Here is a 25906-nt window from a genome sequence, read left to right on the forward strand (position 1 = left end):
TTTTATACTATTCTTCAACAGTTTCTTCTGCATCGTCAGTTAATAAAGCTTTTACACTTAAACTGATCTTCTTCTCTTCTACATTTAAGTCAACAACTTTCGCTGTAATTTCCTGTCCCACTTTTAATACATCTGAAGGTTTTTCAATGTGTTCTTTTGCAATCTGGGATACATGTAATAATGCATCAACACCTGGCTCTAACTCAACGAAAGCACCAAAGTCTGTCATACGGGCAACAGTACCTGTTAATTCTTTGCCAACTGCAAACTTCTCTTCTGCATCAATCCAAGGATTTGCTTCAGGGAATTTTAAGCTTAATGCAATTTTTTCACCTTGAATATCTTTGATTAATACTTCAATGGAATCTCCTACTGTTAATACTTTCTTAGGATTTTCAACTCTTCCCCAAGACATTTCGGAGATATGAAGCAAACCATCAGCACCGCCTAAATCAATGAATGCACCAAAGTCTGTTACATTTTTGATTGTACCAGTTACTTTCATGCCAGCAGAAATTCTGTCGAATAATTCTTTCTGCATTTCTTTCTTTTTCGCAACGATAAGTGCCTTACGGTCACCAATGATTCTTCTTCTCTTAGGATTGAATTCTGTAATGATGAATTCAATTTCCTGGCCTTTGTATTTGGAAAGGTCTTTTTCATAGCTGTCAGATACAAGACTTGCTGGAATGAAGATTCTTGTTTCTTCGATAACAACACTTAAACCGCCATCCAATACTGCAGATACAGGTGCTGTTAAAACTTCTTTGTTTTCAAATGCTTCTTCTAATCTCTTGTTACCTTTTTGAGCAGCCAGTCTCTTATATGTTAATTGAACTAAACCTTCTCCGTCATTTTTCTTTAATACCATAGCCTGCATTGTTTCACCAACATGAACAAGGTCTGAAAGAACAACGTTAGGTGTATTCGTATATTCACTCTTAGTAATAATACCATCTGACTTGTAACCTATATTTAAGATGATCTCATCATCCTTAACATCGATAACAGTACCCTCGACTACCTCTCCTGTATGAATTGTTTTTAAAGATTCCTCCAATAATTGTTCAAAGCTCACTTCTGACATGCCTTTTGAACCTCCTTAATTATTTTATTTGGGGTTGAAGCCCCTGCTGTAATACCTACTCTTTCAAAAGACTTAAGTTCTGCCAAATTCAAGTCTTCAGCAGTCTGTATATAGTAAGTATTTTTACATTCATTTTTACATATTTCGTATAGCTTTTGGGTATTAGAACTATGTTCCCCACCGATTACTATCATAGCATCAGAGTTTCTGGCCAGTTCACGGGACTCGTTCTGCCTTATCTCTGTTGCATTACAGATTGTATTTAATGCAAGTATATCATACCTCTTTTTTGAAATAATTTCAACTAATTCTTCAAATTTCTTGTAATTAAATGTCGTTTGAGATACAATACATACTTTAGTACCTTCAGGAAGTGATACCTTCTCTGCATCTTCCTTTGTTTCTATAATATAAACATCATTTTCGCTCCAGCCCTTAATTCCTTGAACCTCTGGATGTCTGGAACTGCCGATTATGATAATGACACGGCCTGCCTGGCTTTCCTTGCTTACAACCCTATGAATTTTTTTTACATATGGGCAAGTTGCATCTACAACATTACACCCTTTTGACTCCATGGCATCCTGCACGGACTTGCCAATGCCATGGGAACGAATTATAACAGTTCCTGGCATTCCTTCTGTAAAATCATCTACATTTTGTATCACATTCACTCCATGCTCTTTTAAGTCACGTACCACTTCTTCATTGTGAATAATTGGTCCATAAGTATAAACAGCATTTTCACCTTTTATTTCTTCGTATACACGATTAACAGCACGTTCTACACCAAAACAGAATCCTGCACTTTTTGCTGTTCTAATTTCCACAAAAGCTACCATCCTTACCTACATTATTATATAATGAAATTATCTTTTCGACAACTTCATCTTTTGACATTTCTGAAGAATCTACTAAAATTGCGTCATCTGCCTGCCTTAATGGAGCAAATTCACGATTCATGTCCTGTTTATCACGTGCAATAATATCCTCTTCAATCTGTAAAAGGTCGCATTTTTCACCTTTTAATATCAATTCCTGATAACGCCTGTCTGCACGTACTTTCGAACTGGCTGTCAGATAAATCTTCATATCTGCATTGGGAAGAACAAAAGTACCAATATCTCGACCATCCATTATTACATTCGATGTTTTTGCAAGCTCTCTTTGCAATTCTACAAGCTGACTGCGTACTGCCTTCAGTTTTGCAACTGCTGAAGCCATTTTTCCAGCCTCTTCTGTACGGATATACCCATTCACATTTTCATTATTTAAGATAACCTGCTGTTCCCCATCTTCATACTGAATGGAAACTGATGCTTCTTTGCAGCGTTCTTCGATTACTGCTTCATCCGTTATTCCTAGTCTTAAAAAATACAAACCAATGGCACGATACATTGCTCCTGTATCTACATAAATAAAATTCAGTTTTTTTGCTATGGTTTTGGCAATAGTACTTTTACCTGCACCTGCAGGCCCATCAATTGCAATGCTGTAACTCATGTAAAATCCTCCTAGTTCCTGTCTATTAATATACAGATATACCAGCTGTATAACCTGTTGACCACGCAATCTGCAGATTAAATCCTCCTGTTAAGGCATCCAGATCTAATACTTCACCAGCAAAGAAAACACCTGGTACTAGTTTTGATTCCATAGTTGATGGATTGACTTCCTTAACAGAAATACCGCCTTTGGTAATAATCGCTTCGTTATATCCTCGGAACCCGGTTATCTCCATTGATAAATTCTTAATCAGAGAAACAAGAACTTTCCGTTCTTCTTTCGTAATAGTATTTACCTTTTTATCTGGATCTATGTTTGATAAACGGATGATTACCGGGATCATTTTTTTCGGCAGCAATTCATCTAATGCGTTTTTATACTGCTTGTTTCTGTTTTTTTCAAAATCCCTTATTATTCTATCATCTAACTGTTCTTCTGACAATGCTGGTTTCAAATCTATTGCCAGAGAAAGTGGTTTTCCTTGTGTTACATATTTTGTAATAAAGCTGCTTGCGCTTAAAATCAATGGCCCACTGACACCAAAATGGGTAAACAGCATTTCACCAAAGTTCTGATAAACCTGTTTTTTGCCACTTGTAATGGTTACTTCTACATTTTTTAAAGAAAGCCCCATCATCTCTTTGCAAAATGATTCTGCAATTACAAGAGGAACCAGTGATGGATGGATATCCGTTACCTTATGTCCCATACTTTTTGCAAATCGGTAACCATCACCTGTTGAACCTGTCACTTGATAAGAATAGCCTCCTGTTGTAATAATCAAACAGGAACTAGGGATGACTTTCTTCTCTCCCTTTACTTTAATCCCCTGGTAAACGCCATCTTCTACAACAACCTCTGTAACTTCTTTCTGAAAATGCATTTTTACACCAAGACGATTCATTTCTCCCTGCAATGCACGTATTACATCATTAGATTTATCAGACAAAGGAAATACTCTGTCTCCTCGCTCTACTTTTGTCCGGACTCCCAGCCCCTCTAACAGCTCAATGATATCTGCATTAGTGAAGTTATAAAATGCACTATATAAAAACTTACGGTTTGTTACCACATTATCAAACAAGGTTTCCATATCTGCTGCATTGGTAATGTTACAGCGCCCTTTTCCCGTAATAAAAAGCTTTTTTCCTAACTTGTCATTTTTCTCATAAAGTTCAACGTTATGTCCATTTCTTGCTGCGAATATACTCGCAAGCATTCCCGCTGGCCCGCCGCCAACTACAATAATCTTGCTCATTCTATGTCAATCTGCCTTTCTTAGGTATCCTCTTCTTCTAAATTGTAAATGTGATATTCTTTCCATATGTCTTCCAATGACGAAAACGTCGCCAGCACATTTTCCTGCTTCTTTAAAAAGATCGCCACAATCAATGCATTAATCACGCTCATTGGGGCAACTAATGAATCCACAACGGAAACCAGGTCACAATTGGCAACCAGGCTGCAGTCTGAATACTGGGTAAGCGGAGACTTATAACTGTCTGTAATCGTAACGATAGTCGCTTTTTTCTTCTTTGCGTACTCCAAGGCACGCAATGTACTTAAGGAATAACGTGGAAAACTAATGGCAATCAGAACATCTTTATCGTCCATATGAATGATTTTTTCAAACATTTCACCCATGCTGTTCGTTTCAATCAGTTTCACTCTTGGATAAACTACATTTAAATTAAATGCAAGCATACTAGCAAGTGGTGCACTGCTTCTAACACCAATAATATAAATCGTCTGGGCATGAAGAATGGTATCCACTGCCCTGTCAAAAACATCAGGGTCAATACTCTCCATAGTCAGACGAATTTTTTCTGCATCACTTTGCAATACAGTCTTTAATACATCTTTCTGATGAATTCTGTCATTGGTTAATTCCAGTTTCTGAACCGTATTTAACTTATTCTTCACAACTTCTTCTAATGCTTTATGAAATTGCGGATACCCTTCATAACCAAGTGACACTGCAAAACGAAAAACCGTAGACTCACTGACCCCTACAGTTTCGCCTAATTTAGCGGCAGACAGAAACACAGCTTTCTCGTAATTTTTTAAAATAAACTCTGCCAGACGCTTCTGCCCTTTGCTAAATTTCTGAAAATCCGTATTTATTTTTGAAATAATATCGTATCCCACTGAAAACACCTTCTGCCTCTACTTCCAGTCAAATGCTTCATTCAGGTCAAATGAAATATGACTTGACTTATAAGCAGCTCCTTCTATTTGAAAAATAACGGCCTTACTTGTTTCTACATCATCTAAAATACTTTGAGAGATACATTCCAGAATCAAGTATTCTACATCTTCCTCCACTCCTTTTTCTGGTGCAGAGTCCTTTTTAAAGCTGACAAATACATTTCCTTTATCGTCTTCTAATACTTTATCAATTTCAATTACCAGATCCTGATTCGTAAATTCCTCTGCTACCTTTTCCACAACAAGGGAAGCACTAATATCCGTTTTCTGGTTGATGAGTAAATCCGTCTCCTCAATCTCATCTCCTGCATCGTTAATACAATAAATATGCAGTTTCTTGCTCTTCGACAGGGTATCCTTAATTTCCGGAACGGATTCCAGCCCATCTTTTACATTTGATTTTTGCAAAGAATCTGAATCATTCTTCTGATGCTCCTTTGTTTCTTTTCCCCCTGAAGCTGCTGAACTCTCGGATAAAATCTGAACTTCACTATCAGGCTGGTTTCCACATGATGTACAAACCATGCAGTTTATTGCCACAATTGCAGTTACTAATAGGATTCTTCCATACTTTCTCACAATATTCACCTCTTTTTATATGGTTTTACCATAGTGAATATCTATGTCAATTGTATGGCATATCCAGATTTCATCTATTCATACTGTTCCATTATGCATCTGCGCAATAAGTCCAATGCGCAAGTTGCTGACTGTTCTCTTATCATTAACCTGGTACCTTGAAAATGATGCTCCTCTACAATAACTTTCCCTTTTGCATAACAGGAAACATATACCAGTCCTACTGGTTTTTCTTCTGTGCCGCCATCAGGTCCTGCGATTCCAGTTACTGCTACTGAAACATCACAGTCATTGACAAGTGCAGCTCCACGTGCCATTTCTTTTGCACACTTTTCACTATATTCTGTATATTTTTTTAGCGTGCTTTTGCTTACATCCAGATATTTTCGTTTTGCACGATTGGAATACGTTACAAAACTTTCTTTTAATACACTAGATGCTCCTGGAACATTGACTATCATGGAAGCAATCATTCCTCCTGTACAGGATTCAGCAGTTACCATAGTCAGCTCATGCTTACGAAGCAGATTTACAACACTTTCTTCCAGATTAACCGTCTCATCTGTGGTATAAATACCATTGCCAAACCGTTTTTTCAGTTCTTTCACAACTGGTTTCACTAATTTTTTAGCTTCTGTTTCATCTTTTCCCTTGGCGGTAACCCGGATATGGACTTCACTGGTCTTTGCGTAGGTTGCAATAGCAGGATTAGACTGTTCTCGAATCAGATCTTTTATCTGTTCTTCCACTTTGCTTTCTCCAACACCACAGATTTTTACCATCTTAGTATATAAAACGGAATCCTGCCTAGCACTAAGATAAGGAATCACTTTATTCTCAAACATAGGATAAAGTTCCCGTGGTGGTCCTGGAAGTAAAATTACCGTTGTTTTTCCCTCTTCTAAAATAAAACCCGGTGCTGTGCCATTTTCATTATGCAAAATAATTGCACCTTCTAATACTTTAGCCTGTTTCCAATTATTTTCTGGAATTTTTTTCTTTCCCATACGTTCAAATAACTGGGAGATTTCCTCTTTCACTTTGGGATCTTCTACAAGTTTTCTTTGAAAAACACCTGCTACTGCTTCTTTTGTCATATCATCTTGCGTAGGTCCTAACCCTCCTGTTAAAAAGATCAGCGATGCTCTTTCCCTTGCAGTCATAACGGCTTGCTTTACACGTTTTTCGTTATCTCCTATCACTGTATGATAATAAACGCCAATTCCAAGTTTAGAGCATTCCCTTGCCAGATATGCCCCATTGGTATTCACAACATTTCCCATTAAAAGTTCCGTTCCAACATTGATAATTTCCGCCTCCATGAACTATTTGCTCCCTTCTGAAAGAACGTTTTTGTTTTTCACAATGTAGTCAATTAATGATACTATCGTTAAAATAACCGATATGTATATAAATATCTGCTCGGCTACATAAAATCCTTTCTGATCCAGATGCAATATCAGAAGAATAGACATGATCATCTGGGAAACTGTTTTAAATTTTCCCCAGTAACTTGCAGCAATTACAACGCCGTTGTCAGAAGCAATCAGACGGAATCCGCTGATAATGAACTCGCGGCTTATAATTACAATAACAATCCAGGCTGGAAGCTTAATAGAATCCATTGCCACAAAGCAGATTAATGCAGAAGACACCAGAAGTTTATCTGCTAAGGGATCCATAAACTTTCCAAAATTGGTAACCAGATGATGCTTCCTGGCTAAATATCCATCAAACCAGTCCGTAAGACTTGCCAGAATAAAAATTGCACACGCAATAAATTTTCCATTTGGCATGGACGTGCTTAAAAGAAAATAGATAAAAAATGGAATCATACACACTCTTAGCATAGTAAGCTTATTAGGCAAATTCATATACATCCTCTTTTCTAGATTTTTCTTAATATATTATTCCAGCAGCCCCAAAAGCATAACCAGATGGTTTCCTGGCGTACAGACAGAACTGCTGGATATTATCAAAAATTACTCCCAGATAACTTCTCCAATCAAGTCATATTCTTTTGCATCTGTTACGAATACATCTACGAATTGACCTGAAATAAGTTCAGAAGAAGAATTTACAAAGATATAACCATCTACATTTGGTGCATCTTTATAAGTTCTGCCGATAAATACATTTTCTTCTGGTAGTTTACCCTCAATCAGGACTTTTAATTTGGCAGATATTGCATTTTGCGCATGTTCAAATGCAATTTCCTGCTGTACTTCCATTAACTCATTACGGCGCCGTTCTTTTACTTCTTCGTCAATGTGATCTTTTAGTAAAGCTGCCGGCGTATTTTCCTCTGGTGAATATGTGAACACTCCAAGGCGGTCAAATTTCATATCTTCTACAAATCGAATCAGTTCTTCATGTTCTTCCTCTGTCTCTCCAGGGAAACCTGTAATCAATGTAGTTCTTAAAGTAATGTCAGGAATATTATTTCTTAATTTTGTTACTATATCAATAAGTTCCTGTTTGTTTGTACGGCGGCCCATACGTTTTAAAATCCTGTCTGCTCCATGCTGAATAGGAATATCTAAATAGTTGCAGACTTTATCTTCTGTTTTGATTGCTTCGATTAGCTCATCTGTAATTTCTTCTGGATAGCAGTATAAAATGCGGATCCACTGTAAACCACTGATTCTGCAAAGCTCTTTCAATAGAGTTGGAAGCATTTTCCTGCCATAGAGATCCACTCCATATAGGGTTGTCTCCTGTGCAACTAACATAAGTTCCACTACTCCGCTTTCCACAAGCTGTTTTGCTTCTTCTATTAAATCTTCCATTGGAACACTTCTATAGCTTCCACGGATTTTAGGAATAATACAATAGGTACAGTTTTTGTCACAGCCTTCTGCAATTTTCAAATAGGAATAATATCCACCCGTCGTATTGACACGTTTTTTATGTTTTGTATCTGGCAGATAGGATAAGTCCTTAAAATATTCCGATTTTGTGCCACTTAATGCATTTTCAATAGCCGAAACAATGTCTTCATATCCAGTAGTTCCGATAATGGCATCTATTTCCGGAATTTCCTTTTCAATCTCTTTGCGGTAACGCTGTGCAAGACATCCAGCAGCAATTAATGCCTTAAGCTTTCCTGTCTTCTTAAGCTCTGCCATTTCTAAAATAGTGTTAATGCTTTCTTCTTTTGCATCATTTACAAAACAGCATGTATTGACAACGATGACATCTGCTTCCTTTTCATCATCTGTTAATTCAAATGCTCTTTCCCGAATAAGGCCTAACATAACTTCACTATCTACTAAATTTTTATCACAGCCTAAAGAAATAAATAATATTTTCAATATTTTATCCTCTCCATGTTTCTTTTTTAGTCGTTAAGTTTCATTTTAACAGTTTTTATCTAAAAAGGAAACAGTAAAATTTTGTCCACTGTACTTTTCAGATTATGAATTTGACATTTTCTTCATATTTTTATATGATAGGCTTAATGAAATAAAGGAGGCGCTTTATGAAAAAATCAATTAAAATGAAGATTTCACTAATCTCCATTGCTGTTACACTGATACTTGGTGGAATCTATTACTATTTAGCCCTGCCCGCTATAAATATCCATTCTGAGGGATTCTGGGGCTTTATTATTTTACTTTTTATCATCCTTACCATTACATCTGCGGTTATGCAGCGAAAGAAATTCCATGAGGTACAGCATGCTGATAAAAAGCTTCATCTGTTAAAGATACTAAAACAAAGCAAACTGACCTACGGCCTGTCTATTCTGACCGCCTGTCTGATTGCAGTATTCCTTATTGGTTCTATTCTTTCTTCTCCAATTGTAAATGCAAAGCAATACCAGAAGCTTATCCATATTTCTGACGGAGATTTTAAAGAAGACATAAAACAGATTTCTTATAATGAAATTCCTTTATTAGATCGTGACAGTGCATCTTTGCTAGGCTCAAGGAAAATGGGAAGCATGGTGGAATACGTTTCTCAGTTTGAGGTAAGTGAACATTATTCACAGATTAATTACAACAACCGTCCTGTAAGAGTAACCCCTCTGCGTTACGGAAACCTGTTCAAATGGTTAAGCAATCGCCGTTCTGGCATACCTGCTTATATGAAAATTGATATGGCAACCCAGAAAGTAGAATGTGTAAAATTAAGCAAAGGAATCAAATATACCGATGCGGAACATTTTGGCCGTTATATTTACCGGTACTTGCGCTTGCGTTTCCCTACTTATATTTTTGATCATATTAATTTTGAAATTGATGAAGACGGTATTCCATATTGGATTTGTCCTGCTATCAGTTACAAAATCGGACTATTCGGTGGCAGAACCATTAAAAATACTGTTATCGTCAATGCTGTTACTGGAGAATACAAAAACTACAAAGTGGAAGATGTACCTACTTGGGTAGACCGTGTATACTCTTCCGAATTACTGATTTCTTATTACGATTACTATGGTTCTTTAAAACATGGATATTTAAATACACTTTTTAGCCAGAAAGACTGTCTTCAGACAACAGAAGGATATAATTATATTGCACTAAATGATGATGTATGGATGTACACGGGAGTAACCAGTGTAGGTGGTGATGAATCTTTAGTAGGATTTATCCTATGTAACCAGCGAACAGCCGAAACAAAATATTATTCGGTTTCTGGTGCCAAAGAATACTCAGCAATGCAATCAGCTGAAGGCAAAGTACAGAATCTCGGTTACAATGCCACTTTCCCTCTTCTATTAAATGTAGCCAATGAACCAACTTATATCTTAACTTTAAAAGACAGTGCTGGGCTGGTTAAAAAATATGCTATGATCAATATTGAACAGTATACTGTTGTAGCTACTGGAGATACCATTACTGAATGTGAGAATAATTATATTACACAGCTTAAGAATTCCAATTTAGTGAATAAGGATTCTGAGGTTTCAGGGAATGCATCTGGTGTCATTTCCAAGATTGCACAAGTTGTAATTGATGGAAACACTCACTATTATGTAATGTTAGAAGGCTACAAAGAAATCTTTGATTTTAACGTATCGGAAAAAATCAGAATTATCCAGTATGATATTGGTGATTCCATTGCATTCCAGTACATTCAAGGTGGCGATGTATGTAAAGTTACCGAATTAAATTCCTAATTATCTGTAAATCAAATAAAAGGACTGTCGCACTAAAAGCAATATGCTCCCTTCTAGGCAGATAAGTGAACTAATAAAAAGTCACTTAATTCTTAGAAGGGAGCATTTTCTATGTCTGAAAATGTATAAAAATCCAGCAGGATACTCCTGCTGGATAGAAACTTTAATCTTTATCTGCTTATCCCGCCATATTATTATTTACTATATTTCCAATAACGGAATTTACTGTATTTCCTGTCACTGTTCCAGTTACATTACTATTATTCTGTCCTATATTAGCTAACAGACTATTCAGATTATTATTCGTATTCTGATTATTGCAAGTACAGCCACGATTACCAAATAAGCTGTTTAATAATAAACTGATTCCTTGTGCCAGATTACCTCCACAGCTATTGATTCCTTGATTGCTGCCACAGGAACAGCCTCCCATGTTATTATTAAAACCACAGCCACTTCCTATAAAGAATCCAAAGAACCAATTTCCATGACAACAGCAAGAACAGCCGGAACAGCAAGAACAGCCAGAATTCTGACTTGGATTAGTACCTGGTACCACACTTGGTGATGGGCTTGGTTCTGTGCTTGGTACCACGCTTGGTGATGGGCTTGGTTCTGTACTTGGTACCACGCTTGGTGATGGGCTTGGCTGTGTACTTGGTACCACGCTTGGTGATGGGCTTGGCTGTGTACTTGGTACCACGCTTGGTGATGGGCTTGGCTTTACACTTGGTTTCACACTTGGTTTTACACTTGCAGAAGGATCCAGAGCATCTTTAATAAAGATAATTCCCTCTTCATCCTTTGTTACATTTGCATTCGCTTCAAATTCCATAGTGTATTTTCCTGTTTCGGATAAAGAAATTGTAACTTCTAATGGTTTGTTAACCAAATATCCCTCTGGTGCTTCTGTCTCAGTAAGTACATACTCTCCTGCATCAATACCAGCAAATGTTACCTTTCCATTTTCATCAGAAACTGCATTCCTATCTGCTACTTTGCCATCTTTTCTTGCAAGAGTAAACTGAGCCCCCTCTATTGCTTCTTTCTTTGGACCTGTTTTATAAAATTCTAAGCTAGCTGCAGATGTATTTTCTATGACACTCTGATAATATTTAACACCTTCAATTAATACCGTTCCTTCTGGATAAGCTGGCTGTGAAGTACTGGTATCTGCAAATGCAAGATAAACTGGTTCATTGTCCAGCTTGTATCCGTTTGGTGCATTAATCTCTTTTAGCTCATACAGCGTTCCCTTTTCTACATTAATGAATAAAACATCTCGATCCACTCTAGTTGTTCTCTTCTTCATGTATTTGGATGTATCTTCAACCCATTTTCCGTCAGCATACGTCATAGCAACTAATTCAAAATCTGCTCCACTTAATACAATTTCATTCTCGCCACTTTGATTCTTACTGCTACTTACCTTTGATACAAAAAGAGCATTTAATGGAGAGGCAGAAATAAACTGGTATAAATCAAAGTCTTCCATTTCAGCAGGCTGTACAAGCCCTGTTTTTACATATTGTACTTTACCATTGTTAATAATCGCCTGGTTTACTGCATCCTCTGCTTTCAGATTACCTGAAATTGCAGTATTAAAACTGATGCAAAGAGGAGTGTCTCCATATTCTTCTGGAATTGTAAATGCAAAACCACAAGTTCCTCTTAATGTAATGTTAGACTTTACATTTTCCGTTATGTTCTCTAAAAGCTTTGTTTCACCTAAAGATGTCGTTTCTGCTGTGTAGATTTTAAATGAATCTTCTTCTAAGTCGAACTGGCTAATTAAATTATCTGTTACTGTATAGCCCGTCAAATCTACTCCGTCTCCATTGACATTGATATTCCATGTAATATTTCCCTGGTTTTTATTATATTTACCTTCTTTCACAATTGCCTTCGGCCTAAGGGTAATATCATTTACTTTTCTTATTTTTAAGTTTTCTCCATTATATTGAGCATAAAGATTTACTTCAGACAATGTTGAAGTTTCTTTATTCTGAAGAACTTCACGTCGGTATTCTTCAGAATATTTTACATAGAAGTTATATTCAAATGCATAATTTACTGGTTCTTTAAATGTAACATTAACAGTATTTTTTTCAACATAAATATCTTTTTTGTCTAGTTTTTTCTCTCCTTCTAATTCCTTCCAAGTAACAACTTGTCCATTTGGCAACTCTAAAGAGATTCCATCTGCTGATTCTACGGCCGCTTTAGGAGACCCATTAATTGTAAAATTAATACCATCAGTACTTCTTATATCATAAAGCTTTTTGCCTTCACTGTCATAAACAGTCATTCCTGCCATCATATCAAAAGTTGAACCATCTGGAAGTATTTCTTCTGCTCTTACATTTTCTAAATATCTTTGATCTTTATTTAATGTAGAGGTCCATCTAGTTAAATGATTTTTAAAATCATAAGATGTGTAAGAAGTTTTTCCACTTAAATTTTGGAAGCCCAAAAGCATACCATGCTTTTCCAATAAATCATTGGTCAGTTTTTCACTGTCTTTTGATTCATTTCCACATGATTTTCCATTAACTTCACCATAAGTACTGATTTTATTTTCAAATTCTTTTGTTACTGCACTTAAGTAGAATGCCTTATCTGTAATTACAGTTTTTACTGGTATTACATAGCTTTCTGTACTATCTAAATGTTCCATCATAATCTTTAAGGTTACTACAGCATCATTTGAAGGATCTTCTTCTATAATATAATATGGTTTACCATCTTCTTTATTGTTGAAACCTGATATTTCTACAGTTTCATTTAAACCTCCATTCTTATGTTCCGCTGTTAAAGTACCTGTCCCATTTATAATTTCTTCTGGGAAACTCATTGTATTCCGATTTAATTTATCCTGAATACAAACATTGTCAAAAGTACCTCCATGACTATTTACATCTACATTCCATGTAATTGTATGCACAGAAGCATCGTAAGAAGCAAAACTTTTCTCTGCTATAATAGTATTTGCCTGAATATCCCTGTTTATTTCAGCTTTAAAATCAAACGGAATATCTCCATTTCCCAACTGAATCACATCCCAAACCAGCTGAACGGTATTGGTAAAACTTTGTTCAGAAGAATCCGTATATTCTTCCTTGGATACTCCCTCTGGTAATACTGCGTCTGTATAATATGTAATGGATACTGCATTTCCAACATATTGATTACATGGAATTACAAGTACGCTTCTTTCTTCACCGGTAGACTCCTGGTAAGTATAGCAGACACTTCTTTTTTTCGTTGTACTTCCTGGTACTGCTGTAAGTCCGTCCAGATTATCTTCTGTTAATGATTCATAAGCTATATTGGACTGTACAATAACTGGTTTTACATTGACAACCTCTCCTGCATGATTATCTGTTTCAATATCAACACCATATTCCGTATCATAAGCATGAGAAGATGCATTAATTGTATCAACTAAATAAGCATTTGCTTTTTGATTAAAATAGGTATTTGCTTCAACCTCCCATTTAAATCTAGTTCCATATAAATCTTCCTGAGTTCCTTTTTTGTTTAAGTAATGCAGTTCCATATGGGTCACAGTTGAATTCGAAAACTTTAATATTTCACCTGTTTTAGCATTTGCAATATATGCTCCATTGTTAAACAGCTTACTAATGGAATTGCTTTGCATAAGCTCTTTATACTTTATCTTTCCAAGATACAGCCTTAATTTTAACTTGCTGCTTGTAATTTCATTCTTTTTTGTACTTTCATATTGTGGGAATTTATATTCAAACTTCGCATGATCTGCTGTATATTCACTCTTATCAAGAACTCTTCCGTCTAAAGAAGCAGATTCCACATATAACCCTTCTGGTAATACATCTACAATCGATCTGCTATTTAGATATCCATTATGTACACTTGCATTGATTACATAATCAATATATGGTTTATTCACAGTTCCTGGTGCGGACAATGTAATTTCAAATTCTGGCTCAATTTCTACAAGCCCATCTTCTACTTCTACTACTCTGCCCGTTACTTTTTTATTCGTTTCATCCCAAACAGGAATGACTGTTTCTTTCGCAGTTAATTCTTTTTCTAATAAGTATTCTAAACGGAAACTCATTTCAACGTCGCTTCGGTTATATAAAAGCTTCTCAAAACTGCATTTTAAAACAACATCTCCATTTGCATTTCTTGAAAGGTCACAAGCTCCAATCTTTTCACCCGTTCCATTGATATACAGATCCGTATGTGCATTTTCCTCATTGAATGAAAAATAGCTCTTATCATAAACAACCACAACTTCCAGCTTTGGAAGCACATCGTCACTTAAGCTTTGATAATATTCATCGAAAAATGCTTTTACTTTTTCATCGTACTGCTCTTGTGTACATCCTTCACGAGAAGGAATGTTTTCACACGCTAATTCACCGTTTTCAATTTTGTTTTGTACTTGATTGCAATAATTGCCTAAATAATCATTGTTCATATTCATTTGATAACGAATACTTACTTTTCCATTACTTAATGGATTCATTTTCATTGTTAATTTAGTAAACAAATTGTTGCTGTCTAATCCTTTTTCTTTCAAATTCAATTCACTTGCTGCTGCAGAATTTGTATCGTCACTAGCAAACACAATACTGCCATTAAATGTTTGAATGACAAGGAACATACAAATCAGCATTGCCAATACTCTTCTTTTCATACGTTAACATCCTTTCTTTTTAATCCCTTTTTTCCTTTTTTTAATCAATATATCAGCACTTTAACCCCTAACTATCCTATGTAACAGCTTTCCCCAACAGCCTCCTTTCTGACATAGAATAAAATTATCTTTTAGAAAATAAGTATCTCTGTTTTCTGGAATTAAGTCCCCACAAAACGATAAACCTTATGTATCCCCATGTATAAAGTTTATTCATTTCAACTTATTTTCTAATCGCTTTATCTTACTTACCCTACATATAAGTCATTATACAACAGCACCTTAACATACACAATATGCCTGTTCGTGCTATTTTGCATATCATTTTTCTGTATTTTTCCACATTTGCAACAGATATTTAAATTTCCGTATTTTCAAAATCAAGCAGGAGGCTAATTCTGAGTAATTATTGGACTTTCATCCATTAGCGACGTGCGTTGCCAGACATACACGAAAAAAAGATAAACTACGAAATCCATAGCATATCTTTTTCTCATTTCTTCTAATTCTTTCTTATCATTTTATACAATTCCAAGGACGCTCCTGCGCTTCCTCCGTACATAAAATAGTAATCTATCTGATCCGTATCTTCTGCACTGATATAAGTTCCATACATCGGAATGCCACAGCACATGACGCCACGCTCTGCCGCAATAGCCAGTCCATATCCCTTGTCCGATACAAGGAAAGGCATCCGTAATTTTCTCTTGCCATAAGAAATATACCTCGCCTTCATATTCATTGGCATCAGTTCCTCACTGGCAAGACCTCTTGCCCAAAGCTTCTCTTTGGCTGGCCACTGGAAGAAATTCCATACCTGTACTTCCTCAATCTGTCTGGCATCTTTTTCCCTTTCCGCTAAAAGAAGTTTTCCCTCTCGGGTAAAAAATTTAAGAATTCCTTTTTTCTTCTCAATCTGGATCAGCAGTTTTTCTGTGCCGATCCCTATGGCGTCTTTCGTTTCCTTACACGCCCACTTTGGCTTAGGCTGAGGAGTAATCCACTTTGCATCATCCACTTCTTTAAATTCCCCCATCTGGCCTTTTCGAAAACGAATCCGAATCACCCGGTCTGAAACTGGCGTAATCCGAAGCATCCCGTAACTGCTTGCAATTTCCGCATAATCCTTATTCCTATTTAGGAAACGTACCGAAGTATCAATTTTTCCGTGTCCTGCTGGCCGCAGCCTGCTGTTATCTGGAACATCACCAAACTGATATGGAGAATCATTGATTTTATCATCTTTGGAACGTTTTCTCCTCACTGGCGTAATTACAGGTTCTTTCTTTTGCTGTCCCTGTACTGCTATTCTTTTCGGACCTGTTCGCCGTTCTTCTCCTGCAAGGATATCACCTTCCTTCTGTACATATTTGCCCACTTTAGAGATACTTTGAACGATTACCGTTCTAGGTACTTTCTTCTTTTCTGATATCTCCTCGCTTTGCTTCTCGGAAAGAACATTCATCTTTTTTTCCTCAGAAACCTGTGTACCTATCAAATCTGTCAAATCACCAGTATGCAGGACTGCCAGCTCATGAAGGGCTCTTGTGGCAGCCACATAAAGAAGCTTAACATGTTCATCATTTGCTGGATACATTTCCTTAGATGGATTCCATAAGAGGACAGCATCAAATTCCAGACCTTTTGTATATTCTACTGGAAGAACCATAACCCCACTTGTAAACTCAGCAGTTTCTAAATTACTGTCTGCAAGAGTAATTTTTTCTTGTAATTGCCACTGCACTGCCTTTGCTTCTTCTTCATCACGGCAGACAACTGCAATTGTCTCATGTTCTTCTTTCTGCCAGTTTTTAATGGTTTCCAAAACATGTTCTAGCAATTGTTTCTTATCCTTACATGCTGTAATTGCCACTTCATTTCCATGACGTATTATAGGCTCCACTGGATATATGGCAAAGGTTCCATGACGCAAAATGCCCGTAGCAAATCTGGAAATTTCAATGGTATTTCGATAGCTTTTCTTAAGCAGTCCAAAGGTATCAAACTTGTTTTTCAGAACCAGATTCTTAAGCTCCTCCCAGTCATTTAACCCGTATCCGTAGTGAATGTTCTGAGACACATCTCCCATAATGGTATAAGTACAGTCTCTTAAACAGTAGACCAGCGATGCATACGCCATCATTCCAAAATCTTGTGCTTCATCAATGACCACATGGCTTGCCTCCCGAACCAGTTCCGTTTCTTTTATCCGCTTATACAGATACGCAAGGGCTGCCAAATCATACACATCCAATTCATTACCAGGCAGTTCTACATTTTCCCCTTTCTCATTCTGTCTCTTTAAAAATGTTTCGTACATTTCAAATATAGAACCTTTCCACTTTTTCTTGCCAAAGTAGGTTTTGTAGAACCGGCGCATCTCTTTTTTGTCTTCGGGAGTATAAGAAATATCTTTACAGCATATTTCATTTTCCAGCCTTGCCATGATACGCTCATTGAGCTGCAGTATTTTATTCTGCATAGAGACCTGGACATTTTCTTTGATATAAGTTTCTATTTCTTCTTTTGTAAGCAGTACACGCTTGGTATGTTCCGTAATTACATCTTCATGAGGAATCTGTTCCCACTCATAGTCAGCCGCAAACTTCTCCAAATCATGAAACCAGCGGTATGTTCCTTTTACAACAGCGTTTTCTTCGCCTTTTCTTACGCTTTTTATGGAAAATGTTTTCCCATCCCAGTCTTCGTACATAAGTCTTGTAAACAGCTGTTCCATTGTCATCTGGAAAATTCCATACACATCCAAATCCGGCAGTACGCTAGTGATATAATTTAACAGAATACGATTGCTTCCTACAATATAGAAATCTTTTGGAAGAAATTCATTTTCGTAATTATAAAGTATATAAGAAATACGGTGCATGGCTACTGTCGTTTTTCCAGAACCTGCACTTCCCTGGACTACAATATTGTTACGTGGTGATTTTCGTATAATTATATTCTGTTCTTTTTGAATGGTTGCAATAATTTCGCCTAATACTGCTTTTTTGCTCTTAGCTAAATAACGGGTCAGCAAATCGTCATTTGCTACCACTTCTGAATCATAGTAATCCATTAGCCTGTCATCTGCTATTTCATAAGTACGTTTTCTTGTCAGTTCAATATCATAGGTTCCTATATTCCTTACACTATAGCTGCAAGGTCCTAGGGAATTTTCGTAATATACAGCAGCTACAGGTGCCCGCCAGTCGATAACGGAACGCTTGATGGCACTTTCCTTTATCCCGACTCTTCCGATATACAGCGCCTCTTGCTTCTGGCTTTTCTCATCCGTAAAATCAATCCGTCCAAAATACGGTTTCTTTCTGGCCTTCTGGCATCGAAGCAGGTCTTCCTGTGCACTGCTTAAACTTGCCTTTGTATTATTCCAGAAAACCATTGCCTCTTTATCTTTCTCACTATAGGTTTCTAATAATTCATGAAGTTCTCCTGCCAGGTTCTCTACTTCCTGCTTGGCTTGTTCTAGATTGCTCTGTGCAGTATGAATAACCTTTTCTAGCATTTCCTCTTCCGCTTCTCTGGTAATGCCAGGTAACTCTGAGTTTTGTTCCATCATTTCTCCCTTCCCTGTTTTTTATACTATTGTAATCGGGTAGGAGGTAGCGAACACTTCTGCATACTCTTTCTGTTCCGCAGATACCATTTGCAGATAGTCTTCTATATGAAGTTGTCTGTCCTTAAATCCATCTTTGGTTACATTCATTTACTAACACCTCCTAAAGTTCAGTCCTTCCCATTATGTTTGCAACCACAATGGTACTATGACCTCTGCTGACTTCTTGCCATTCGTTGTTACTCACGGATTTCATACTCTGTTTCCATCCGCTGACGAGACTTCCCTTGGTCCCACACGTTTCTTTCTCTCCATATATCTGCCACATTTACCGCAGTTAATTCCGAGTAGTTATTGGACTTTAGTTTATTTTGCAACCTTATCCTTAACTGTAGCCTGATGTGGTTTCTGTTCGTCAGACCAGAGATCTGCCTCCACCTTCCTTCAGATTCCACCTCACGATAGACACCCTTGTCTTTGGCTATATCCTTCCCACTACTAGGGGCGAATTAGAGACTTTCACCCATTAGAAACGTGCGCCGCAAGGCGTACACAAAAAAACCGAACCTCATTCCATAATATGAGATTCAGTCCTTTTTTGTCCTGACAATTACCAATTATCTTGCTGTTTAATCCTTTTCTTTGTATTGACTATGTTACAATACTAACACAAATTAAACAATTTAACAATATATCATATAATAATTGTATATTTTTTATTATTTTTATATAATAATATATATTATGGTTATAATTGTATGTTGCAATTTCAAAAAGTGTAGCCACTCTCCTATACCGAATAAACTACACTTTTCATTTTCTATTCTATCATCATGTATTTTTTACTAAACATCATGACCGTTCTATCATTCTTACGCTTCTTCTTTAGGAAGATTAATCTGAATATGAACATCGTCTAACTGTTTTTGTTCAACAGCAGCAGGTGCTCCCATCATAATATCCTGAGCCTGTTTATTCATTGGGAATGGAATTACCTCACGAATGCTGTCTTCTCCTGCAAGTAACATAACCATTCTGTCAACCCCTGGAGCAATGCCTGCGTGTGGAGGTGCTCCATAGCAGAATGCGTTGTACATAGCCGGGAATTTTGCTTTCACATCTTCTTCCCCTAAACCAACAATGTTGAAGGCTTTTACCATGATTTCAGGATCATGGTTACGAACAGCACCTGAAGATAACTCTACACCATTACATACTAAATCGTACTGGTATGCAAGGATATCAAGCGGTTCCATTGTCTCAAGAGCTTTCATGGCTCCCTGTGGCATAGAGAATGGGTTGTGGCAGAATTCAATTTCTCCAGACTCTTCACCGATTTCATACATTGGGAAATCAACGATCCAGCAGAATTCATAACACTCTTTATCGAAATGTCCCTCTGCTTTCATACCTAACATTCTTCTTAAAACACCAGAGGTTTTCTGTGCGGCACGTTTATCCCCTGCAGTTACACCAACAAAATCACCTGCCTGTAATCCTAATGCAGCATCCACTTCCTCTTTAATTGGTGTGAGGAACTTAGAGATACCGCCAACATAGTTACCGTTTTCATCTACTCTGAACCAGTAAGCTTTATTGCCCGTTTCCATTTCAACATCAGCACACATTTTATCAATTTCTTTTCTAGTTGCAGTAAAGCCATCTGTTTTAACAGCTTTGATACTATTGCCTGCAAAAGGACCAAACTCTGTTTTTCCAAATACTTCTGTTACATCATTTACAATTAAGTCAATTCTTAAGTCTGGCTTATCTGTTCCGTATTTTTCTAAAGACTCTAAATAAGGAATTCTTGTAAATGGTGTACCAGAAGCACGGTCATATGTTCCGTATTTTTCAAATACTGGAGGAAGAACGGTTTCAATAATCTGGAATACGTCTTCCTGGGAAGCAAATGCCATTTCCATATCCAACTGATAGAATTCCCCTGGAGAACGGTCAGCTCTTGCATCTTCATCACGAAAACATGGTGCAATCTGGAAGTAACGGTCAAATCCAGATGCCATTAAAATCTGTTTGAACTGCTGTGGAGCCTGTGGCAAAGCATAGAATTTACCAGGATGATTTCTTGCTGGCACTAAGTAATCTCTTGCTCCTTCTGGAGAAGAACATGTTAAAATAGGAGTTGTAACTTCAATGAAATCCAAATCATTCATTCTCTGCCTTAACTCAGCCACAATACGGCTTCTTAACAAAATCTTATCTTTTACTTCAGGATTTCTTAAATCCAAATAACGATATTTCAATCTGAAGTTTTCGTCTGCACTTTTAGACTGTCTAACTTCAAATGGAAGTGCATTATAAATGCATTTTCCTAATACTTCAACTCTAGATGGTACTACTTCAATTTCACCAGTAGCCATAGAGTCCGTCTTATTGGAACGTTCTCTAACAATACCTTCTACTAATAAAGTAGATTCCTTGTTCACGCCAGCAATGGCTTCCATCATTTCTTCAGTCTCAAATACGATCTGCGTTACTCCATAAAAATCACGTAATAGCAAAAATCCTAAATTCTTGCTGACTTGTCTCATATTGTCATACCAGCCAACTAATGTAACTGTCTTGCCTGCATCCGATACTCTTAGCTGGTCACATGTATGCGTTCTTGATTGCATCATATCACTTACCTCTTCACTTGTATTTTGGCTCTTTTCGCCAAAGTCTCTTGTTATTTTAACACTGGAAAAGGTGTATTGCAAGATGATTTTGTGAATGTAACTGCCTACTTCCAATCTTATTCACCTAACTAATTTCAGATATGTAAAATGTTTCCGGCACAAAACTTAACAGACAAAGAGTTTTTTGCAAAATGGATATTAAATTAATACAACGGATATTGTTAAATATTTAAGATCTGAAAGAGGGAGACTGTATTTCTAGCCTCCCCCTTCTTCTATAATAATCCTACTCAATCAGAATATAATGATCTTCTTTCTTCTCAATTGCCTCTTTCTTAGGAATTCTTAATGCAAGAACGCCATTATCAAATTTCGCCTGAATGTCCTCTTTCGTCACCTGGTCGCCTACATAATAGCTTCTGCTGCATTTGCCAGTAAAACGTTCTCTGCGGATAAACTGTTCTTCCTTATTTTCTTTAGTCTCCTCTTTGGCTGCTTCAATTGTCAAATAGCCATCTTTTAGTTCCGCCTTTACTTCTTCTTTTGCATAACCCGGAAGTTCAATTTCCAGCTGATAAAAATCTCCACAGTCAGTAATATCGGTACTCATCTGGTTTACAGCTTTTTTATATTCAAATGGAACTGAAAACACGGAATCAAATACATCGTCCATAAAGTTATCGTGAAAAATACTTGGCATATACATATGTCATTCCTCCTTAAATGATTCATATTATTTATTAGGTTTTATTAAAAATGTTCTAATTAGCTGATTGTAATTACATCTGGCTTCATTTGCTCCGAAGTTTTTTTCGGGATGTGCAAGTGCAGCACTCCATGTCGGCAGGTTGCCTTTACATCTTCCTGTCTAAGGGATGATCCAACGTAAAAGGTTCTTCTGTAGGTTCCTTCATAACGTTCTTTTCTAATGTATTTCTTAACAATACCCTTTGCAGATCCGTCATAAGATTCCTCCTTGTGGGATGCTTCAATAATTAGGTAACCATCCTTTATACAGGCTTTAATATCTTCTTTCTGAAATCCTGGCAAGTCAACATCCAGCAGATACATAGAGTCTGTTTCCTTTAAGTCACTTCGCATAATGTAATGCTTCGTCATGGACAGCATATCTTGAAATGGAAATCCTGCCCTTAATAAATTTGATTTTGTGAAACCTGATCTTTTTAATTCTGGCATCATTCTAAATCATTCCTCCTATCTGAAATTTATTTAACTGATACCAGCAAAGCAAGTGATTCGTGGTGAGTCATCTGCTTTTGTTGTTCTCTTTGTTATATATGTAATATAACACGTTTTGTTAGCACTGTCAATAGGTGAGTGCTAATTTTTTTTGGTACACATAACTCAAATTTTCTAGGTATAAATAACTCAATTTCTAGGCTTTTCCATCTTCATTAATAGTTGTATAATGCTAATAATTCATTATGAAAACGAAACAGCCAATAAGTTAAGGAGGATTAACAAATGAAAACAATTTCCATTCTAGGGGACTCCTATTCCACTTATTCTGGATGGATACCTGAAGATTATCATTTCTGGTATGCAGATGAGGGAAATGAGTGTGAAAATAACATGACAAGTGTGGAACAGACCTGGTGGAGGCTGTTATGCAAAGAACTACAATTAGAATTAATATCCAATTGCAGTTTTAGTGGCAGTACTGTATGCAATACAGGCTATGAGCAGACCGATGCATCCACCACTTCTTTTATACATAGAATGAAACGGGAACTGGGTGAAACCCGTGGCTTAGAGAACCAGCCAGATGTGCTTCTGGTTTTTGGTGGCACCAATGATTTCTGGGCAGGAGTTCCTGTTGGAACAGAGCAGTACAGTAATTGGGACGAGGCATCTTTAAAAACATTTGCCCCTGCCCTTGCTTACTGCTTTGACTACCTTCGCAAATGGAACCCCGATTCCCAGATCTTTAGCATTGTAAATGATGAAATTACTGGGCCATGCCGTGAAATATTAGACAAAACAGCAAACCATTATGGTATCCAGCAGATTCTGCTACATGATATTGAAAAAGAAAACGGCCACCCTAATGCTGATGGCATGATGAAGATAAAAAATCAGGTAAAAGAAATACTGGAAAAGATATAACAAATTTATCCTTCCACTAGGCACCACTAACCATTTTTTTAGTGGTGCCACTAGAAATTAAGGAGATACCTTATAAAAAGAGGTATGTAGTGTACCAAACTACATACCTCTTTTTATATTATCTGGAAGTGTTCATCCTTCTGATATACTGAAAAATATTTCCCTGCTAGTGCAATCAATGAAATATTCTCCATAATACTTTCATCTACTGCATTTCCCGTATATTGTTAGATATCTGCTCTAGATTTTCCTGGATATGATATAGTGCCTGCTCTACTGTATTCATATTTGCTTGTGTATTCTGTATTTTAGCTGCATTCTGGCTGGAGAAAGATTCAAGCAGCTTGAATTTGGAGCGTACCGTGTTTCCACTTTCACTTAATAAAATAATCTCTTCTGCTACTTCTTTCATAAATGTTCCAAGGTGCAGGGTTGACTGAATCAGTTCTGTAATGTCTTTTATTGCTGTTTCTATGTCAGTCTTACTGTCCTGAATAATTCTTATCTGCTCCCCGCTTCCTTCTTCGGTTTTCTGTATGCCTCGCAGAATCTCACACACAATATCATTAATGTCATTCGCAGCTTTGCCTGATTCTCCTGCAAGTTTCTGTATTTCCGATGCAACCACAGCAAATCCTTTTCCGTGCTCACCTGCCCTTGCAGCCTCAATACTTGCATTCAGCGCTAATAAATCTGTCTGGGAAGTAATCTCACTTATCAGATTGGTAATATCATTGATTTTTTGTGACTGGCTATGTAACAGCTCAATCTGCTGATTATTCTCTCTCACTTTTCCTTCGAGTTTTCCCGTAACTTTTTTAATATTATCAAGAGAACCTACGCTTTTTTCTGCCTTATCCCCCATTGTTTCCGTTTCTACTGATAAAGTATCTGCCATCTGGTTTACATGCTCTAATTTACCAATCATTTCATCCATAATACTGCTTGTATTGTATACTTCCTTGTTTTCTGCCTGAATGCACTGACTGTTTTCTGACATATCTTCATGAACCTGGTTAATTGCCTGGGAAATCTGCCCCATATCTTGCTTGTGAACCTCTTGCAATGCCTCCATTGCCTGCACATTTTCTTTAATACTGGATATTGTTTTCATGTAACGTTTAATAACAAGTTCTAAATTTTCATAGATTCTTATGAAATCCTTGTTCTTCGTCTTCTCAATCTTTACAAGATCATCTCCTGCTGCTATAGACTCAAGCACACCATTTACATTGCGTAATGGATTTAGATTTTTAGACACTACAGAGAATAGCATAGCAATCATAACTCCAGAGATAAGTATCAGCACTAACATAGCTACCCTTTCCATGTAATTTACCTTATGGCCAATTGCCTGAAATGTGTTTCGAATCATATCTTCGATATTCAAATAGCCTGTAGTCTTGATTTTCAGATAAAGAACATATTTCACTACGGAATCCCTGATTACAGGATAATAAATTTCTGCACTTTTGTTTTCATAGTGAACCGTTATGTCTTTACTGTTCTGGAACAGTTTCGAAACTTCTTCCTTTTTTACCGTTGAGCCCTTCTTTAATGTTGACGATTTCTCTTTGCTTGTATTACTTGTTAAGACCAGTCCGCTGGAATCAAATAAATGAATTTCCTCGATTCCATTGCTTTCTGTAATGCAATTGCCTAAATACCGTTCTATACCGTCTGCTGACACGGCAGTTTCTAAAATTCCCACCTGATCTGTTCTTGACAGAGAGATAAACTTATAGACTTCTCCTGTTTCTGATTTCATTACCAAAGGGGAAATGTTGTACTCCATCTTTCCTGTCATTAACTGCTTGAGTTCCTTTTGAATTTTGTAAATCTGAATGTTATACAAGGATAGTCCCAATGCAGACTTATCCGTTGCCTGAGTCACATTTGCATCTTTATCTGTCAATAACACTTCTGACATTCCTGTTTTATCTTTTAGCAGCTCTAATTCTCTGTTGGTAAGTTTATGAGATGAATTCTTGTCCTTTTCTTTCAGCAAAAATGCTGCATTTAACATAGAACGCTCAATTTCTGTTTCTAAATTTATCGTATACTTGGATGCAGTCTGGGCTAAGTTCATAAGTTCCTCTTCTACTTTCTTGTTAATTTCCTTTTTCATTTCAGACTGAATGGAACCTCTCTGTTTTGCCACCTGATGTGTAATATTAGAAAGCACGCCTAGCATAGCCACTAAAAACATGCTTAATAGAATTATAATCCACAAATTGATTTTTGTAGAAATTTTCATATCATCCCTCCTGATAACAGAAGGTGAACACTCCTTTTTTAATACTATACAACATTTTCTCAGTTTATACAATCCTAAAAGGGGATTAATTTCTATAATACAAATATTAGTGAGACT

The 25906-nt window shown here is 36.8% G+C and carries 18 protein-coding genes; 2 read left to right on the forward strand and 16 right to left on the reverse strand.

The window, feature by feature from the left end; all coding sequences use genetic code 11:
* Positions 1-7: 7 nt before the first annotated feature.
* The 9 genes from rpsA to rimO all read right to left on the reverse strand — a co-directional run bounded on the left by rpsA (position 8) and on the right by rimO (position 8694).
* Positions 8-1087, reverse strand: coding sequence for a 30S ribosomal protein S1 (gene rpsA / locus BMY85_RS04710; RefSeq protein ID WP_092476993.1), 1080 nt, complete (start codon positions 1085-1087; stop codon positions 8-10).
* Positions 1075-1917 (reverse strand): 4-hydroxy-3-methylbut-2-enyl diphosphate reductase, encoded by an 843-nt coding sequence (gene ispH, locus BMY85_RS04715; protein WP_092476995.1) that lies wholly within the window; start codon positions 1915-1917, stop codon positions 1075-1077. Before ispH ends, rpsA begins: the two co-directional genes overlap by 13 nt.
* Positions 1907-2590 (reverse strand): (d)CMP kinase, encoded by a 684-nt coding sequence (gene cmk / locus BMY85_RS04720; protein WP_092476997.1) that lies wholly within the window; start codon positions 2588-2590, stop codon positions 1907-1909. The genes ispH and cmk overlap by 11 nt, the downstream gene beginning before the upstream one ends.
* A gap of 25 nt (positions 2591-2615) precedes the next feature.
* Positions 2616-3851: a BaiN/RdsA family NAD(P)/FAD-dependent oxidoreductase gene (locus tag BMY85_RS04725; RefSeq protein ID WP_092476999.1), complete on the reverse strand. Its 1236-nt coding sequence runs from the start codon at positions 3849-3851 to the stop codon at positions 2616-2618.
* A 20-nt stretch (positions 3852-3871) separates the two neighbouring features.
* Positions 3872-4741 carry a MurR/RpiR family transcriptional regulator gene (locus BMY85_RS04730; protein ID WP_092477001.1) on the reverse strand — a complete coding sequence of 290 codons (870 nt, stop codon included), beginning with the start codon at positions 4739-4741 and terminating at the stop codon, positions 3872-3874.
* A gap of 18 nt (positions 4742-4759) precedes the next feature.
* Positions 4760-5380: a hypothetical protein gene (locus BMY85_RS04735; protein WP_092477003.1), complete on the reverse strand. Its 621-nt coding sequence runs from the start codon at positions 5378-5380 to the stop codon at positions 4760-4762.
* 74 nt (positions 5381-5454) lie between these two features.
* On the reverse strand, positions 5455-6702 hold the full coding sequence (locus BMY85_RS04740) for a competence/damage-inducible protein A (RefSeq protein ID WP_092477005.1): 1248 nt from the start codon (positions 6700-6702) through the stop codon (positions 5455-5457).
* A gap of 3 nt (positions 6703-6705) precedes the next feature.
* The gene (gene pgsA / locus BMY85_RS04745; protein WP_092477007.1) at positions 6706-7254 is read right to left on the reverse strand and encodes a CDP-diacylglycerol--glycerol-3-phosphate 3-phosphatidyltransferase; all 549 of its coding nucleotides are present in this window, start codon (positions 7252-7254) and stop codon (positions 6706-6708) included.
* A 108-nt stretch (positions 7255-7362) separates the two neighbouring features.
* Positions 7363-8694, reverse strand: coding sequence for a 30S ribosomal protein S12 methylthiotransferase RimO (rimO, locus tag BMY85_RS04750; protein ID WP_092477009.1), 1332 nt, complete (start codon positions 8692-8694; stop codon positions 7363-7365).
* 167 nt (positions 8695-8861) lie between these two features.
* Here rimO and BMY85_RS04755 point away from each other — a divergent pair, with 167 nt between their 5' ends.
* Positions 8862-10505 (forward strand): hypothetical protein, encoded by a 1644-nt coding sequence (locus BMY85_RS04755; protein WP_092477011.1) that lies wholly within the window; start codon positions 8862-8864, stop codon positions 10503-10505.
* 178 nt (positions 10506-10683) lie between these two features.
* Here BMY85_RS04755 and BMY85_RS04760 read toward each other — a convergent pair whose 3' ends face one another.
* From BMY85_RS04760 to BMY85_RS04785, 6 genes are all read right to left on the reverse strand, one after another.
* A complete protein-coding gene (locus BMY85_RS04760; RefSeq protein ID WP_092477013.1) occupies positions 10684-15192 on the reverse strand; it encodes a SpaA isopeptide-forming pilin-related protein in 4509 nt (1502 codons plus the stop codon).
* 502 nt (positions 15193-15694) lie between these two features.
* On the reverse strand, positions 15695-18769 hold the full coding sequence (locus tag BMY85_RS04765; protein WP_330387207.1) for a 3'-5' exonuclease: 3075 nt from the start codon (positions 18767-18769) through the stop codon (positions 15695-15697).
* An 18-nt stretch (positions 18770-18787) separates the two neighbouring features.
* Positions 18788-18916, reverse strand: a complete 129-nt coding sequence (locus BMY85_RS16025) for a hypothetical protein (protein ID WP_278280379.1) — start codon at positions 18914-18916, stop codon at positions 18788-18790.
* A 722-nt stretch (positions 18917-19638) separates the two neighbouring features.
* Positions 19639-21405 carry an aspartate--tRNA ligase gene (gene aspS / locus BMY85_RS04775; protein WP_092477157.1) on the reverse strand — a complete coding sequence of 589 codons (1767 nt, stop codon included), beginning with the start codon at positions 21403-21405 and terminating at the stop codon, positions 19639-19641.
* 286 nt (positions 21406-21691) lie between these two features.
* On the reverse strand, positions 21692-22111 hold the full coding sequence (locus BMY85_RS04780) for an Hsp20/alpha crystallin family protein (RefSeq protein WP_092477015.1): 420 nt from the start codon (positions 22109-22111) through the stop codon (positions 21692-21694).
* Between the two features lie 59 nt (positions 22112-22170).
* A complete protein-coding gene (locus tag BMY85_RS04785; RefSeq protein ID WP_092477017.1) occupies positions 22171-22605 on the reverse strand; it encodes an Hsp20/alpha crystallin family protein in 435 nt (144 codons plus the stop codon).
* Positions 22606-22890: 285 nt separating this feature from the next.
* Between BMY85_RS04785 and BMY85_RS04790 the strand changes: the two genes are divergently transcribed.
* Positions 22891-23532 carry an SGNH/GDSL hydrolase family protein gene (locus BMY85_RS04790; protein ID WP_092477019.1) on the forward strand — a complete coding sequence of 214 codons (642 nt, stop codon included), beginning with the start codon at positions 22891-22893 and terminating at the stop codon, positions 23530-23532.
* A 205-nt stretch (positions 23533-23737) separates the two neighbouring features.
* Here BMY85_RS04790 and BMY85_RS04795 read toward each other — a convergent pair whose 3' ends face one another.
* The gene (locus BMY85_RS04795; RefSeq protein ID WP_092477021.1) at positions 23738-25789 is read right to left on the reverse strand and encodes a methyl-accepting chemotaxis protein; all 2052 of its coding nucleotides are present in this window, start codon (positions 25787-25789) and stop codon (positions 23738-23740) included.
* Positions 25790-25906 lie beyond the last annotated feature (117 nt).

Source organism: [Clostridium] polysaccharolyticum (assembly GCF_900111595.1).
Lineage (GTDB): Bacteria > Bacillota > Clostridia > Lachnospirales > Lachnospiraceae > Clostridium_AI > Clostridium_AI polysaccharolyticum.